General features: G+C 69.8%; 12 protein-coding genes and 1 pseudogene. 2 read left to right on the top strand and 11 right to left on the bottom strand.

Going from position 1 to position 13674, the window contains the following annotated elements; genetic code table 11:
• The 4 genes and pseudogenes from A5760_RS12065 to A5760_RS12050 form a co-directional block, all read right to left on the bottom strand.
• Positions 1-354 (bottom strand): annotated as a pseudogene (locus A5760_RS12065) (signal recognition particle-docking protein FtsY); the annotation flags it as partial.
• A 166-nt stretch (positions 355-520) separates the two neighbouring features.
• Positions 521-4126 carry a chromosome segregation protein SMC gene (smc, locus tag A5760_RS12060; protein ID WP_064880949.1) on the bottom strand — a complete coding sequence of 1202 codons (3606 nt, stop codon included), beginning with the start codon at positions 4124-4126 and terminating at the stop codon, positions 521-523.
• 205 nt (positions 4127-4331) lie between these two features.
• Positions 4332-4625, bottom strand: coding sequence for an acylphosphatase (locus tag A5760_RS12055; protein WP_064880947.1), 294 nt, complete (start codon positions 4623-4625; stop codon positions 4332-4334).
• Positions 4612-5037 carry an OsmC family protein gene (locus A5760_RS12050; RefSeq protein ID WP_064880946.1) on the bottom strand — a complete coding sequence of 142 codons (426 nt, stop codon included), beginning with the start codon at positions 5035-5037 and terminating at the stop codon, positions 4612-4614. Before A5760_RS12050 ends, A5760_RS12055 begins: the two co-directional genes overlap by 14 nt.
• A 53-nt stretch (positions 5038-5090) precedes the next feature.
• Here A5760_RS12050 and A5760_RS12045 point away from each other — a divergent pair, with 53 nt between their 5' ends.
• Positions 5091-5867, top strand: a complete 777-nt coding sequence (locus tag A5760_RS12045) for a PIG-L deacetylase family protein (protein WP_064880944.1) — start codon at positions 5091-5093, stop codon at positions 5865-5867.
• Between the two features lie 8 nt (positions 5868-5875).
• Here the strand turns inward: A5760_RS12045 and mutM are convergent, their stop codons facing one another.
• The 4 genes from mutM to sepIVA form a co-directional block, all read right to left on the bottom strand.
• Entirely contained in the window at positions 5876-6745 is an 870-nt protein-coding gene (gene mutM, locus A5760_RS12040; RefSeq protein WP_064880942.1) for a DNA-formamidopyrimidine glycosylase, read from the bottom strand.
• Positions 6746-7459 carry a ribonuclease III gene (gene rnc / locus A5760_RS12035; RefSeq protein WP_064880939.1) on the bottom strand — a complete coding sequence of 238 codons (714 nt, stop codon included), beginning with the start codon at positions 7457-7459 and terminating at the stop codon, positions 6746-6748.
• Positions 7456-8055, bottom strand: a complete 600-nt coding sequence (locus tag A5760_RS12030) for a YceD family protein (protein ID WP_196772072.1) — start codon at positions 8053-8055, stop codon at positions 7456-7458. Before A5760_RS12030 ends, rnc begins: the two co-directional genes overlap by 4 nt.
• Positions 8056-8123: 68 nt before the next feature.
• Positions 8124-8861: a cell division protein SepIVA gene (sepIVA, locus tag A5760_RS12025; protein ID WP_064880965.1), complete on the bottom strand. Its 738-nt coding sequence runs from the start codon at positions 8859-8861 to the stop codon at positions 8124-8126.
• 448 nt (positions 8862-9309) lie between these two features.
• Between sepIVA and A5760_RS12020 the strand changes: the two genes are divergently transcribed.
• Positions 9310-10524, top strand: coding sequence for a permease (locus A5760_RS12020; RefSeq protein WP_196772071.1), 1215 nt, complete (start codon positions 9310-9312; stop codon positions 10522-10524).
• A gap of 6 nt (positions 10525-10530) precedes the next feature.
• On the opposite strand, the gene A5760_RS12015 is transcribed toward A5760_RS12020, so the two are convergent.
• From A5760_RS12015 to rsmD, 3 genes are all read right to left on the bottom strand, one after another.
• Positions 10531-12240 (bottom strand): thiamine pyrophosphate-requiring protein, encoded by a 1710-nt coding sequence (locus tag A5760_RS12015; RefSeq protein ID WP_064880934.1) that lies wholly within the window; start codon positions 12238-12240, stop codon positions 10531-10533.
• A 276-nt stretch (positions 12241-12516) separates the two neighbouring features.
• Positions 12517-12999: a pantetheine-phosphate adenylyltransferase gene (gene coaD / locus A5760_RS12010; protein WP_064880932.1), complete on the bottom strand. Its 483-nt coding sequence runs from the start codon at positions 12997-12999 to the stop codon at positions 12517-12519.
• 110 nt (positions 13000-13109) lie between these two features.
• Positions 13110-13664 (bottom strand): 16S rRNA (guanine(966)-N(2))-methyltransferase RsmD, encoded by a 555-nt coding sequence (rsmD, locus tag A5760_RS12005; RefSeq protein WP_064880930.1) that lies wholly within the window; start codon positions 13662-13664, stop codon positions 13110-13112.
• Between the last annotated feature and the right edge of the window lie 10 nt (positions 13665-13674).

The raw sequence follows: 13674 nt of genomic DNA, 5'->3' as shown, positions 1-13674 counted from the left end.
AGATGTGTATAAGAGACAGGCCTGAACGTCCGGTGGCGGCGGGGCCTCCGGCTGGGGTGCGGGTTCGGGGAGTTCGACCTCGGAGATGGTCCGCCGCGGCGCGTCGCGCGGAATGGTCGCGTCGTCGCCTACCGCGGGCAGGCCGGTGGTGTCGAGCCGGTCGGCCGTCGTGGTCTGGCTGAAGGTGATGCCCGAGGACGCGGTATAGCCGCCTGACCGGTCGATCGCCCCGGGCTCGGTCCGGGTCGAGAAGCTGATGCGGCGCCGCCGATACCGCAGCAGGCCCAGGACCAGCGCGGTGATGACGACCAGGGCAGCGACGACCGCGATGGCGATCCAAAGACCTTGGGACACGCTGACATTGTTTCAGGGGCAGCGTGGCCGCCAAGCAGCCACCACCTTCGGGCGCTACGACGAAGGGCGCCGGCCCGCTTCGCCCGGCTACGCCGCGCTCGCGACCAGCGCTACAACGAAGGGCGCCGGCCCGCTTCGCCCGGCTACGCCGCGCTCGCGACCGCCGCTACGACGAACTGGTGACCAGCTGGTCCACCTGCTGGCCACGCATCCGCTGGGAGATGACGGCGGTGATGCCGTCGCCCTGCATGGTCACGCCGTAGAGCGCGTCCGCGACCTCCATCGTCGGCTTCTGGTGCGTGATGATGAGCAGCTGCGAGCGCGCCCGCAACAGCTCGAACAGCGAGATCAGCCGCCGCAGATTGGTGTCGTCGAGGGCGGCCTCCACCTCGTCCATGATGTAGAACGGCGACGGGCGGGCCCGGAAGATCGCGACCAGCATCGCCACCGCCGTCAGCGCCTTCTCGCCACCGGACAGCAGCGACAGCCGGGTGACCTTCTTGCCCGGCGGGCGGGCCTCGACCTCGATGCCGGTGGTGAGCATGTCGTCGGGGTTGGTGAGCCGCAGCCGGCCCTCGCCGCCGGGGAACAGCACGGTGAAGACCTCGGTGAACTCGCGTTCGACGTCGGTGTAGGCCTCGCTGAACACCTGCAGGATGCGGGCGTCGACCTCGTCGACCACCCCGAGCAGGTCCTTGCGAGCGGCCTTGACGTCCTCGAGCTGGGTGGACAGGAAGTTGTAGCGCTCCTCGAGCGCGGCGAACTCCTCCAGCGCCAGCGGGTTGACCCTGCCCAGTTCGGCCAGCTCACGCTCGGCCCGCTTGGCCCGGCGCTCCTGGGTGGGCCGGTCGTAGGGAATCGGGGCGGGCGCGAAGACCTGTTCGCCGCGCTCCTTGGCCTGCTCGTATTCGGCCATCTCCAGGTCGGAGGGCGGCAGCTGATTCTCCGGACCGTACTCGGCGATCAGGTCGGCCGGCGCCATGCCGAACTGCTCGAGCACCATCTGTTCGAGCTGCTCGATCCGCATGGCCGCCTGAGCATTGGCCACCTCGTCGCGGTGCAGCGAGTCGGTCAGGGCGGCCACCCGGGCGCTCAAAGCGTTCACCTCGTCGCGCACCGCGGCCATCGCGGAGGCCCGTTGCTGGCGTTCGGCGGCCAGGGCATCGCGGATCTTCGAGGCGGCGTCGATCACCCCGTTCAGCCGCTGCGCCAGGAGGCGCCCGGAGTCGGCCACCGCCGCCGCCACCGCAGCGGCGCGCAGGCGCGCCGCCCGCGCCTGCTGGGCCCGCAACCGGGCTTCGCGTTCGGCCGCGGCCGCGCGGCGCAGTGAATCCGCCCGCCCGCGAACCGCATTCGCGCGCTCCTCGGCGGTCCGCACCGCCAGCCGGGCCTCCACCTCGACGCTGCGGGCGGTTTCGGTGGCGGCGGCGATCTGCTGACGGTTCACCGGTTCTTCGGTCGGCGCGTGCTGGGTCTCCTGGGCGTTGCGCAGCCGGGTCTCCAGTTCGGTGACTTCGGCGACGGTCTGGGTCCGGCCCGCCTCGAGCTCCTCGCGCTGCCGCAGCAGCCTGCTCCACTCGTCCTCGGACGTCCGGGCGTCCTGGCCGAGCCGGCCCAGCTGCTCGTACATCCCGGAGATCTCGCTGTCGGACTCGTTGAGCGCGGCAAGCGCCTGCTCGGCCGAGTCCTGGCGGGCGGCCTGCTCGGTCAGCGCGCCGGACAGCGCTGCGGTCAGCTGGGCGACCCGGGCCTCCGCGGCGGTCAGCTCGTCGCCGGCCTTGTCGATCTCCGAGGTCACCTCGAGCGTGGACAGCTTGCGGTCCGAGCCGCCGCTCACCCAGCCGGCGCCCACCAGGTCACCGTCGAGCGTGACGGCGCGCAGCTGGGAGTGCCCCGCCACCAGGGCCAGCGCCTGGTCCAGGTCGTCGACCACCGCGACACCGGAGAGCATGGCCGCGATCGCGCCGCGCAGCCGCGCCGGCGCGTCGATCAGGTCGAGCGCCCACCGCGCGCCCGCGGGGGCGGGCTGCGGCGCGGGCTGACCGGCGGGCCAGTCGCCCAGCACCAGTGCGGCGCGGCCGCCGTCCGCCTCCTTGAGCGCTGCGACGGCCGAACGGGCCGCGCCGAAGCTTTCGGCGGCCAGCGCGTCGGCCGCCGATCCCAGCACCGCCGCCAGCGCCGCCTCGTAGCCGGAACGAACCTTGACGAGCTTGGCCATCGGCCCCAAAAGCCCTGTGCCGCCGTGGTTCTGGGTGAGCCACGCCGCGCCGTCCTTGCGGTCGAGCCCGATCGCGAGCGCGTCGATGCGGGCCCGCAACGACGCCACCTGGCGTTCGGCGTCCCGCTCGGCGGACTGCAGCTCGGCCACCCGCTCGTCGGCCAGCCGCAGCGCGGCGACGGTGCGCTCGTGGTGTTCATCGAGCCCTACCTCGCCCTGATCGAGTTCGCCGACCCGGGCCTGCACGGTTTCGAATTCCACCTTGGCCTGCTGCGCGCGGGCGGCGGCCTGTTCGATGCGTTCGGACAGGCGCGCCACGCTGTCGTCGATCGATTCGACGCGTGCCCGCATCGTCTCCACCTGACCAGCCAAGCGCGCCAAGCCTTCTCGGCGATCCGCCTCCGCGCGCACCGCCGCCATGTGGGCCCGGTCGGCCTCCGCGGCTTCGCGCTCGCGCTCGGCCAATTCGGCGCGGGCGCCGTCCAGGCGGGTGCGCGCCCCGGCCAGTTCGGCGAGCAGCTGCCGCTCGGCGACCGCGACCTGCTCGGCCTCGGCTTCCAGCTCCTCGGGCTTTCTGGGATCGGTGTCGCTGGGGGCGACCGGCTCCACATCGAGGTGCTGCGCGCGCTCACTGGCGATGCGCACGGTCGCGGCGACCCGCTCGGCCAGGGCGGACAGCGCGAACCAGGTGTGCTGAACCTGCTCGGCCCGGCTCGACAGTTCGCCCACCGCCGTCTCATGGGTGGTCAGCTCCTCGGACGCCACGGCCAGCCGCGACGAGGCCTGGTCGTGGTCGCGCCGCATGGCGGCCTCGGCCTCGAAGATGGCCTCGCGCTCGCCCTGCCGGTTGACCAGGTCATCGGCGGCCAGCCGCAGCCGGGCGTCGCGCAGGTCGGCCTGGATTGTCTGGGCGCGACGGGCCACCTCGGCCTGGCGGCCCAGCGGCTTGAGCTGGCGGCGCAATTCGGTGGTCAGGTCGGTGAGCCGGGCCAGGTTGGCCTGCATCGCGTCGAGTTTGCGCAGGGCCTTCTCCTTGCGCTTGCGGTGCTTGAGCACACCCGCGGCTTCTTCGATGAACGCGCGACGGTCCTCGGGCCGCGATTGCAGGATCTCGTCGAGCTTGCCCTGCCCGACGATGACGTGCATCTCCCGGCCGATCCCGGAGTCGCTCAGCAGCTCCTGAACGTCCATCAAACGGCAACTGCTGCCGTTGATTTCGTACTCGCTGGCGCCGTCGCGGAACATCCGCCGCGTGATGGACACCTCGGAGTATTCGATCGGCAGCGCGTTGTCGGAGTTGTCGATGGTGACGGTGACTTCGGCGCGGCCCAGCGGGGCCCGCGACGAGGTCCCGGCGAAGATGACGTCTTCCATCTTGCCGCCGCGCAGCGTCTTTGCCCCCTGCTCCCCCATGACCCAGGCCAGCGCGTCGACGACGTTGGATTTGCCGGAGCCGTTGGGCCCGACGACGGCGGTGATGCCCGGCTCGAAGCGCAGAGTCGTCGGCGAGGCGAAGGACTTGAAGCCCTTCAGCGTCAGACTCTTGAGGTACACGGCGAGCCAGACTACCGCTGAAAATCACCGCGGATGGCTTCACCGAGGGGTGTCGGCCGACCCGAAATATCGCGGCGCTGCGAGCGGTCGGCGCACTGGTCACAGTGGTCACATCAGCCACGGAGAGAAGGGGATTGTGGCCTTGCCGGTGCCGGTGTGACAGATGTGACGCCCGGGGGGCCCACCGCGCTCGCGGGCGTGCCCGTCAACGCTCGACGAATCCCTCGAACCGCTCCTGCGGCGGCGACCAGTCCGCGACCACCTTGTCCACGTGGCCGGGCCGCGACGGCCAGGTCCTGCCGCCTTCCAGCAGGTGCAGCAGCTGCTCGCCGGCCGCCCGCGGACCCTGGGCGACCACCAGGACGCGGCAGTCGGCCTGGTTGGCCGCGTAACCGGTGAGGCCCAGTTCCAGCGCGCGGCAGCGCGTCCACCAGCGGAAACCGACCCCCTGGACCTGGCCGTGCACCCAGGCGGTAAGCCGGGTGTCAGGCTCCGACATTTTTCGCCTCGGAGCTGACCTCGAAGTTGACGGTGGTACCGGACTTGAGCGTGCGCCCGACGGTGCAGACCTGATCGATGGCCCGGTTGACCACGACCAGCAGGCGCTCCCTCTCGTCGTCGGCCAGGCCCGACAGGTCCAGTTCCAGGGTCTCCTCGAGCAGCGGATAGCGCTCCTGCTCGCGGTCGGCGGCGCCGGAGACCTTGATGACCGCCTTGTAGTCGTCGCCCAGCCGGCGGGCCAGCGGCAGGTCGCTGGACATCCCGCTGCACGCGGCGAGCGCGATCTTGAGCAGCTCACCGGGCGTGAACACGCCGTCGACGTCCTCGGAACCGATCAGCACCTGCGCCCCGCGAGAGCTGTACCCGGTGTAGCGGCGAGTTCCGGTGCGTTCCACCCATAGTTCGGCCATGGCTTATTTCTACCGGGCGAGGCGAACTCGGACGCGCGGGCATACTGCTTGGCATGGCCACCGTCGTCGCTTTCCACGCCCACCCGGACGACGAGGTCGTGCTCACCGGCGGAACCCTGGCGCGGGCGGCCGCGGCCGGGCACCGGGTGGTCGTGGTCACGGCGACCGACGGGCGCGTCCACAACGAGGACGACAACTACCGGCTCGACGAATTACGCCGAAGCGCAAGCATTCTCGGGGCTCACCGGGTGGAGTGCCTCGGGTATGCCGACAGCGGCTACGGCCCGCTGTTCTACCCGGACCCACCCGGGCGCACCCGATTCGGGCGGGCCGATCTCGACGAGGCCGCCGGGCGGTTGGCCGGCATCCTGCGCGACGAACACGCCGACCTGCTGCTCAGCTACCAGCCCAACGGCGGCTACGGCCACCGCGACCACGTCCAGGTGCACCACGTCGGCAAGCGGGCGGCCGAACTCGCCGCCACCCCGCGGGTGCTCGAGGTGACGATGCCACGCGAGATGCTGCTCCGCGTCAGCGATGTCGCCCACCTGTTGCGGCTGCCCGGACCGTACGAGCGCGACATCGTCCGCGGTGCGTACGCGCCGCGCGCCACAATCACCCACCGCGTCAACGTCTTTCGCTTTGCGCGCCAGAAGCGCGACGCATTCGCCGAGCACCGCTCTCAGATCGGCGCTTCCGGCCTGGCCGCGAAGGTCTTCGGGCTGCTGCTGCGGTTGCCGCCCCAGGTGTTCGGTGCGCTGTTCAGCCACGAGTGGTTCGTGGACCCCGCGTTGCGCACCGGGACGCTGCGCCGCGACATCTTCGATTGATTAGACCCTTAAATACGTGGTCGCGGTTGGCATTTCGGACAGTAGAACGAGGAGCGGTTCATGAACTTCTCCCGCTGCATCACCGCCCCGCAACGACGGCAGGCTTCGCCCTCGCGACCGTAGGCGTCCAGCGATCGGTCGAAGTATCCGGATTCGCCGTTGACGTTGACGTACAGCGAATCGAACGAGGTCCCGCCCTGGGCCAGCGCATCGCGCATCACCTCGGCGGCGGCCTCCAGCACGGCGGTCAACTGCTTGCGACTCAGCGTGTCGGCGATCCGGGCGCCGTTCAGCTTGGCGCGCCACAGCGCCTCGTCGGCGTAGATGTTGCCTATGCCGGACACCACCTGCTGATCGAGAAGCTGTCGCTTAATCTCGGAGTGCTTGCGCCGCAACACTTTTACCACCGCATCGGCATCGAAACGGGGATCCAGCGGGTCACGCGCCAGATGCGCGACGGGCTCCGGCAGCACGCTGCCGCCCACCTCGACCAGATCGGCGAGCATCCATCCACCGAAGGTGCGCTGATCGGCGAAGCTCAGCACGGTCCCGTCGTCGAGCAGCGCGGAGATCCGGACGTGGTCGGCGCGCGGCACCTCACCCAGCAGCATCTGCCCGCTCATGCCGAGGTGCACCACCAGCGCCGTATCCGATTCCTGCCCAGCGGGTTCGGTGTCGAGCAGCAGCCACAGGTACTTGCCGCGCCGATCGGTGCCGGTGATCCGCGCGTTCAGCAGCCGGGCGGTGAGGTCCGCGGGCCCGGCTTCGTGACGACGCACCGCGCGCGGGTGATGCACCCGGACGGCCGTCATCGTCTTGCCGACGACGTGGGCGTGCAGGCCGCGGCGCACCACCTCGACCTCGGGCAGTTCGGGCATTTAGACGCTGGTTTTCCCCGCGGGGTCCAGCACGTCGAGCGTCTTCCAGGTCGCCGCCGCGGCCTTCTGCTCGGCCTCCTTCTTGGAGCGGCCCATACCCGTGCCGTATTCGGTGTCCGCCACCACGACGACCGCGGTGAATTCCTTGTCGTGGTCGGGCCCGGTGGAGGTGACGACGTAGGAGGGCGCGCCCATGCCGCGGGCCGCGGTCAGTTCCTGCAGGCTGGTCTTCCAGTCCAGCCCGGCGCCCAGCGTCGGCGCGGCGTCCAGCAGCGGGCCGAACAACCGCAGGATCACCTCGCGCGCAACGTCGATGCCGTGATCGAGGTAGATCGCGCCCAGCAGCGATTCCATGCCGTCGGCCAGGATGCTCGATTTGTCCGCGCCCCCGGTGTTCGCCTCCCCGCGCCCCAGCATCAGGTGGACGCCGAGGCCCCCGTCGCACAGCTTGCGCCCGACGTCGGCCAGCGCCTGGGTGTTGACCACGCTGGCCCGCAGTTTGGCCAGATCACCCTCCGTGCGGTCGGGGTGCCGGTGGTACAGCTCGTCGGTGATGGTCAGGCCAAGCACGGCGTCACCCAGGAATTCCAGGCGTTCGTTGGTCGGCAGGCCGCCGTGTTCGTAGGCGTAGCTGCGATGCGTGAGGGCCAGGGACAGCATTTCCTCGGACAGCTCAACCCCGAGGGCGTCGAGCAGTGGTTGCCGTGAGCTCACCGCTCACCCCGCGGCTCGTCCGACTCCGCGGTGAACATGCCCGCGAGCTTGGCCCAGCGCGGATCGATGCGATCGTGCTGGTGGTCGGGCTCGGCGGCCAGCGAAACACCGCATTCGGGGCACAGCCCGGGGCAGTCCGGCGTGCACACGGGCGCGAACGGAAGTTCCAGTCCGACGGCGTCGACGATGCACTGCTCGAGGTCGATGATGTCGTCCACGATGTGGCCCACCTCGTCTTCCTCGGTGGTCGCCTCCGTGGTGCTGTCCGGGTAGGCGAACAGCTCGGTGAGCCGCACCTGCACCTGCCCCTCGAGCTTGGTCAGGCAACGTGAACACTCGCCGGCGGTGGGCGCGGTCACCGTCCCGGTCACAAGGACGCCCTCGGACACCGATTGGATCTGTAAATCCAGCTCGAGTGGGGCGTCCTCCTCGATCGCGACCATGTCCAGGCCGATGCGCGACGGACTGGGCACGGTTGTCCGCAGGGTCACCATCGCCCCTGGGCGGCGCCCGAGCCGGGTGATGTCGAACGCCATCGGTGCGGCCAGGCGTGACGCCGCGCCGCGGCCCGATGGTCTGCTGTGTTGCCGCGTCATATCGGAAATCCTACGGCGCTGACCGCATAATTCCAGGGCGCGCCCGCCCGGCAAACAGCCGCGAAGTGCTAGCGCACCGCGTAGTCGTGGGTCCCGGCCGCCGTCCGCAGTTGGTGACGACCGCGCCCCACCGACCGCAGGGTGCCGTTGAGGAACTCCTCGAACTCGGCGAGCTTGTTGTCGACGTAGATGTCGCATTCGCCGCGCAGCCGGTCGGCCTCGGCGTGCGCCGAGTCGATGAGCCGAGTGGCCTCGGCGTTGGCCGCCTCCACCACGCTGTTCTGCGAGACCAGGCGCTGCTGCTCCTTGATGCCCTCTTGCACGGCCTTCTCGTAGGAGATGTTGCCGTTTTCGAGCAGCCGGTCGGCTTCGGCCTGGGCGCGGCCGACGCTGGCCTCGTACTCCCGCTTGGCCGCCGTGGCGATGCGCACCGACTCTTCGCGGGCCTCGCCGACCATCCGCTCGCTGTGCTGGCGCGCTTCGCTCACCATCCGGTCGGCCTGCGCCTTGGCGTCGGACAGCAGCCGGTCGGCCTCCGAGCGGGCATGGTTGAGCATCGACTCGGACTCGGTGGTCGCCGAGGACACCATGGACTCGGAGTGTGTCTTGGCGTCCTGCAGCATCGAGTCGCGCGCGTCCAGGACGTCCTGGGCGTCGTCCAGTTCGCCCGGGATCGCGTCCTTGATGTCGTCGATCAACTCCAGCACGTCGCCGCGCGGCACCACGCAGCCGGCCGTCATCGGAACGCCACGGGCTTCTTCCACGATGGCGCTGAGTTCGTCCAGCGCCTCAAAGACTCGATACACGGCCATACCCTCCTGGCGTCTGCAAAGATCCTGTTGTTACTAGTGTGCCTGGTGATGTCCCTGTGACTGCGGTGGTGACGCCGGTGTGTCGGGTATTTGCCCGCTGGGGACGCCCAACACGCCCTGGTCCGGTGTTTCCGGCCCGGCGGTGGGAAGTCAGTGTCATCAGGAAGCGCCCGTTCACGCTGTTACCGCGGCCACGGCGGCCACGCGGGGTGGTTCATCCATATTCGTTGCCGGGTCCCGTCGATGCGGGTGGGCGCAGGCCCGGCAGTTGCGTCGACGCGCCGGGGCCCGGCTATTTGCCAGCGATTCTAGGCCGCGGCCGGCTGGGGCACTATTCCCGGCCGTCATACATTGGCAAGCACGACGCGTCTCGCCGCGCCGCGACGGGGGCATCGGCGACATCTCGCCTAGCACTTATACCCCCAAGGGGTATAGTCCACGGGTGGGCGTAGCCGCCCTCGAAACGAGCGGTCAACCGCGGGAGGACACAGTGACGGTGCTATCAGCGGTCGGGCACGCTTTGACGCTGGCGGGCTCGATGACGTGGGAAATCCTGTGGGCGCTGATCCTGGGCTTCGCCCTCTCGGCGGTGGTGCAGGCCGTGGTGCGCCGCTCCACGATCGTGGCGCTGATGGGTGACGACCGGCCGCGCACCCTGGCGGTCTCGGCCGGACTGGGTGCGGCGTCGTCGTCCTGCTCGTACGCCGCGGTGGCGTTGGCGCGATCGCTGTTCCGCAAGGGCGCCGACTTCACCGCCGCCATGGCGTTCGAAATCGGGTCCACCAACCTGGTGGTGGAGTTGGGCATCATCCTGGCGCTGCTGATGGGCTGGCAGTTCACCGCCGCCGAGTTCGTCGGCGGCCCACTGATGATCGTGGTGCTGGCCGTGTTGTTCCGGCTGTTCGTGCGATCGCGGCTCGTCGACGCCGCCCGCGAGCAGGCCGAGCGGGGAATCTCCGGCTCGATGGAAGGCCACGCCGCCATGGACATGTCCATCCAAGGGGAAGGCTCGTTCTGGCAACGGCTGTTCTCCCCCGCGGGCCTGACCTCGGTCTCGCACGTGTTCGTGATGGAGTGGCTGGCGATCCTGCGCGACCTCGTCCTGGGCCTGCTGATCGCGGGCGCCGTCGGGGCCTGGGTTCCCGAAAAGTTCTGGCAGGTCTTCTTTTTGGCCGATCACCCGGGCCTCTCGGCGATATGGGGACCGATCGTGGGGCCCATCGTGGCGATCGTGTCCTTCGTGTGCTCCATCGGCAATGTCCCACTGGCCGCGGTGCTGTGGAACGGTGGCATCAGCTTCGGCGGCGTCATCGCGTTCATCTACGCCGACCTGCTGATCCTTCCGATCCTGAACATCTACCGCAAGTACTACGGCACCAAGATGATGCTGACGCTGCTGGGCACCTTCTACGCCGCGATGGTGGCCGCCGGATATCTGGTCGAATTGATCTTCGGCACAACCCATCTCATTCCCAAGCAGCGCAACGCGACGGTGATCGAGGCGTCCATCTCGTGGAACTACACGACCTGGCTCAACATCGCGTTCCTGGCGCTCGCGGCCATCCTGGTCGCGCGGTTCGTCACGTCCGGGGGTCTGCCGATGGTGCGCATGATGGGCGGCTCCCCCGACGCCGGGGAATCCGAACATCACCACTGACCGGCGTCAGGGTTGTGGCAACCGCACGTCCAGCACCACGCAACGCCCTTGGTCGGCCTCGTCGAGCGCCCACTTGACGGCCTCGCTCATCTCCGCCGGCGTGTGCACGCTGCGCCCGCTGCCGCCGCAGGCCTTGGCGAGGGCGGCGTAGTCGGTGTCCGGGGCGAGCTGGGTTTCGCCGAAGTCGTTCTCCCGCACCGACACTCCGTCCGGGTACAGCCCCATCACCGGAAGTTTGGACGCCAGGTAAGACTGGTTGTTCAAGACGACCGTCACGAACGGCGCACCGTGGCGATGCGCCGACCACAATGCGGCGGTGGGCACGCCGAAGTTGAAGGAACCGTCACCGCAGATGGCGACGACGGGCGCCTCCGGCCGGGCGAGTTTGACCCCGAAGGCGCCGCCGAGCGCCCAGCCCAAAGCCGGTGCGCCCGTGTCGAACAGCTGCCCGGGCGCCCGGCGCACCTGCCGCGCCACGGCCGGCCGGTTGGTCACGGCCTCCTGGACCACGACCGCATCGTCGGGTAGGCCGCGGCCCAGCGCGGCCAGCATCGCATCGGGGACATCCGCCGGGTGGTCGGAGGCGGCCCGGCGGATCGCTTCGCGGCCGCGTTCGGCGGTCTCGGCCTCCGCCGCCTGCCGGCGTGCGGCCCACTTCTCCCGCAACTCGTCGGTGGCCAGCCTCAACAGGGTCTGTTCGAGCAGCAGCAGGGCCACGCGGGTGTCGGCGGTCAACGCGACCTCGACCGGATACGACCACAGCGGCATGCTCGGTTTGACCGGATCCCCGTCGATCTGCACCACGCGGGCGTGCGCGGGTGGGGCCAGTTCCGACGGCACCCAGGGCACCTCGGAGTCGAGCAGCAGCACGGTGTCGGCGCTTTCCAGCGGGGCGGAGTCGCCCACCACGTGCAGCGGATGCCCCGGCGGCAGGTTGGCGCGGTCGCCCTGATCGATCACCGGCGCGCCGAGCAGCTCGGCGATGCGGCCCAGCACGGTCGCGGTGCCCGGGTCGGCGGCGGTCCTGGACGTGACGATGACAACCCGCTTGCCCGCCACCAGGATTCCCGCCAACCGTCCGAGCGCGCCCGGGTCCGGGCCGGGTGGTACGGCCGCCGCCAACCGGCGCGGCAACGCACCGACGCCGGGCTCCATCAACGCTTCTCGCGGCAGCATGACGTAGGCGGGACCGGACGGGCAGGATTGGGCGACCTGGAACGCCCGACGCACGATCGGGGCCAGCTCGCGGCCGCGGGGCACCTCCATGTGCCACTTGGCGTAGTTGCGCACCACAGCCGGCTGGTCGAGTTGCTCCTGCTGCCAATGGATATACGTATCGCGGTGACCGCGCACCTGCGGCGCCGAGCTGTAGGGAGTACGCCCGGCGAACATCACCACCGGAGTTCCGTTGCGCTGCGCGTTGTGCAGCTGGCAGCCCATGTTCAGCGTCCCGGCGTCGACGTGCACCATGACCGCCTGCGGGCGTCCGCTGGCCATGTGGTGGCCGATGGCCGCCGCCAGGGCGATGCTCTCATGCACGCACAACACGGCCTGCGGGCTCGGCGTGCCGGCGGCGCGCGCCGCCGCCAACGCCTCCTGGATCGGCGCGGAATCTGTTCCGGGGTTGATGAAGAAGTGCGTGACTCCCTCGTCGGCGAGCAGCGCGATCAGATCGGCCGCGGCCTCGGGTACGTCGAATAGATTGTCTACCGTCATGGCTGCCGTTCTCCTATCGACGTCGGCGACCTCGCGTACCCCTCCTCCGGATCAGATCTTCAACATACGTTCTGCGTGGGCGTTTACGATGTTTTCCGGTGGACTGGGTTGCCCGTGGCGCGCTCGAACCCGTCGACTGCCCCTTGCGAGGGACTCACGGGTAATCGACGGAGAACTCGACACCATCGGGTACCCACTGCACGCCCGGCTACTCAGGCCGCCGCCGGCCTCGTCAAACCGATTGCCGCGCATGGCTTTCGGCGGCGGGCAACCGGGTCAGGACTTATCCGAAATCCTTTGGCGCAGGCGACGATTGACCGGTTCGGGCAGCAGTTCCGACACGTCACCGCCGAGCATCGCGACCTCTTTGGCCAGCGAGGACGACACGAACGAATAGCGCGGGGCGGTGGCGACGAAAAAGGTGTCCACGCCCGCGACATGCTTGTTCATCTGCGCCATCTGCAGCTCGTATTCGAAGTCGGTGCCGGTGCGCAGCCCCTTGACGATGGCGGTCATGCCGCGCGACCGAGCGAAATCCACCACCAGGCCCTGCCCGGCTTCCACCCGCAGGTTGGGCAGGTGCGTCGTCGATTCGTTGATCATCGCGATCCGTTCGTCCAGATCGAACATGCCCTTTTTGGCGGGGTTGGTGAGGATCGCCACCACCACCTCGTCGAACTGAGCCGACGCGCGCTCGAAGACGTCGATGTGGCCCAACGTCACCGGGTCGAACGAACCCGGGCACACCGCGCCGGTCATGCGGGCGCTCCGATGTGCAGGGGTGGTCTCGCCATGACGCGCGCCGAGACGATGCAGAGCGAAGCGATGCTGAGGAGCGGCGCCATGACGAATGACGGTACACGCCCGCCTCACTGACGCTCGGCCAGCTCCAGACGGGTGTCGCCGTAAACACGTTGCGGCCACACGGACCAACCGGCCGGCCAATTCAGCGGCGCGCCGCCGGCCGCCCGCTCCAGCACCGCGACGCTGCCCCGGTGCACCCAGCCGTGCGCGGGCAACGCGGCCAGCACGGACTCGACCTCGGCGGCGTCGACGTCGTACGGCGGGTCGGCCAGCACCAGATCGAATGCGGCCGCGGTCCCGGCCGCCAGCACGGTCGCCACGGCTCCCCGGCGCAGCGTCGCGCCGGGCAGGCCTAGGGTTTCGATGTTGCGCGCGATGACGGATGCGGTGCGCGGGTCGGACTCCACGAAGAGCGCGGCGGCGGCGCCGCGGGAAAGCGCCTCCAATCCCAGTGCGCCCGAGCCGGCGTAGAGATCCAGCACGCTGAGCCCGGTCAGCTCCAGGCGCGCGGTCAGGATGTTGAAGAGCGACTCGCGGACCCGGTCGGTGGTGGGCCTGGTGCCGCGCGGCGGGACCGCGATGCGACGGCCCCCCGCGGCGCCGCCAATGATCCGGGTCACCTGCAGCTAC

This window comes from Mycobacterium colombiense (assembly GCF_001665835.1).
Classification (GTDB): domain Bacteria; phylum Actinomycetota; class Actinomycetes; order Mycobacteriales; family Mycobacteriaceae; genus Mycobacterium; species Mycobacterium colombiense_A.
This window is presented reverse-complemented; position numbering and strand designations above follow the sequence as displayed.

Excerpts from the sequence above, each read along its gene's own strand:
- A5760_RS12055 (WP_064880947.1), bottom strand. The coding sequence starts at position 4,625 with ATGTCGGAGCCTGACACCCGGCTTACCGCCTGGGTGCACGGCCAGGTC.
- A5760_RS12050 (WP_064880946.1), bottom strand. The coding sequence starts at position 5,037 with ATGGCCGAACTATGGGTGGAACGCACCGGAACTCGCCGCTACACCGGG.
- A5760_RS12045 (WP_064880944.1), top strand. The coding sequence starts at position 5,091 with ATGGCCACCGTCGTCGCTTTCCACGCCCACCCGGACGACGAGGTCGTG.
- mutM (WP_064880942.1), bottom strand. The coding sequence starts at position 6,745 with ATGCCCGAACTGCCCGAGGTCGAGGTGGTGCGCCGCGGCCTGCACGCC.
- A5760_RS12030 (WP_196772072.1), bottom strand. The coding sequence starts at position 8,055 with ATGACGCGGCAACACAGCAGACCATCGGGCCGCGGCGCGGCGTCACGC.
- A5760_RS12015 (WP_064880934.1), bottom strand. The coding sequence starts at position 12,240 with ATGACGGTAGACAATCTATTCGACGTACCCGAGGCCGCGGCCGATCTG.
- coaD (WP_064880932.1), bottom strand. The coding sequence starts at position 12,999 with ATGACCGGCGCGGTGTGCCCGGGTTCGTTCGACCCGGTGACGTTGGGC.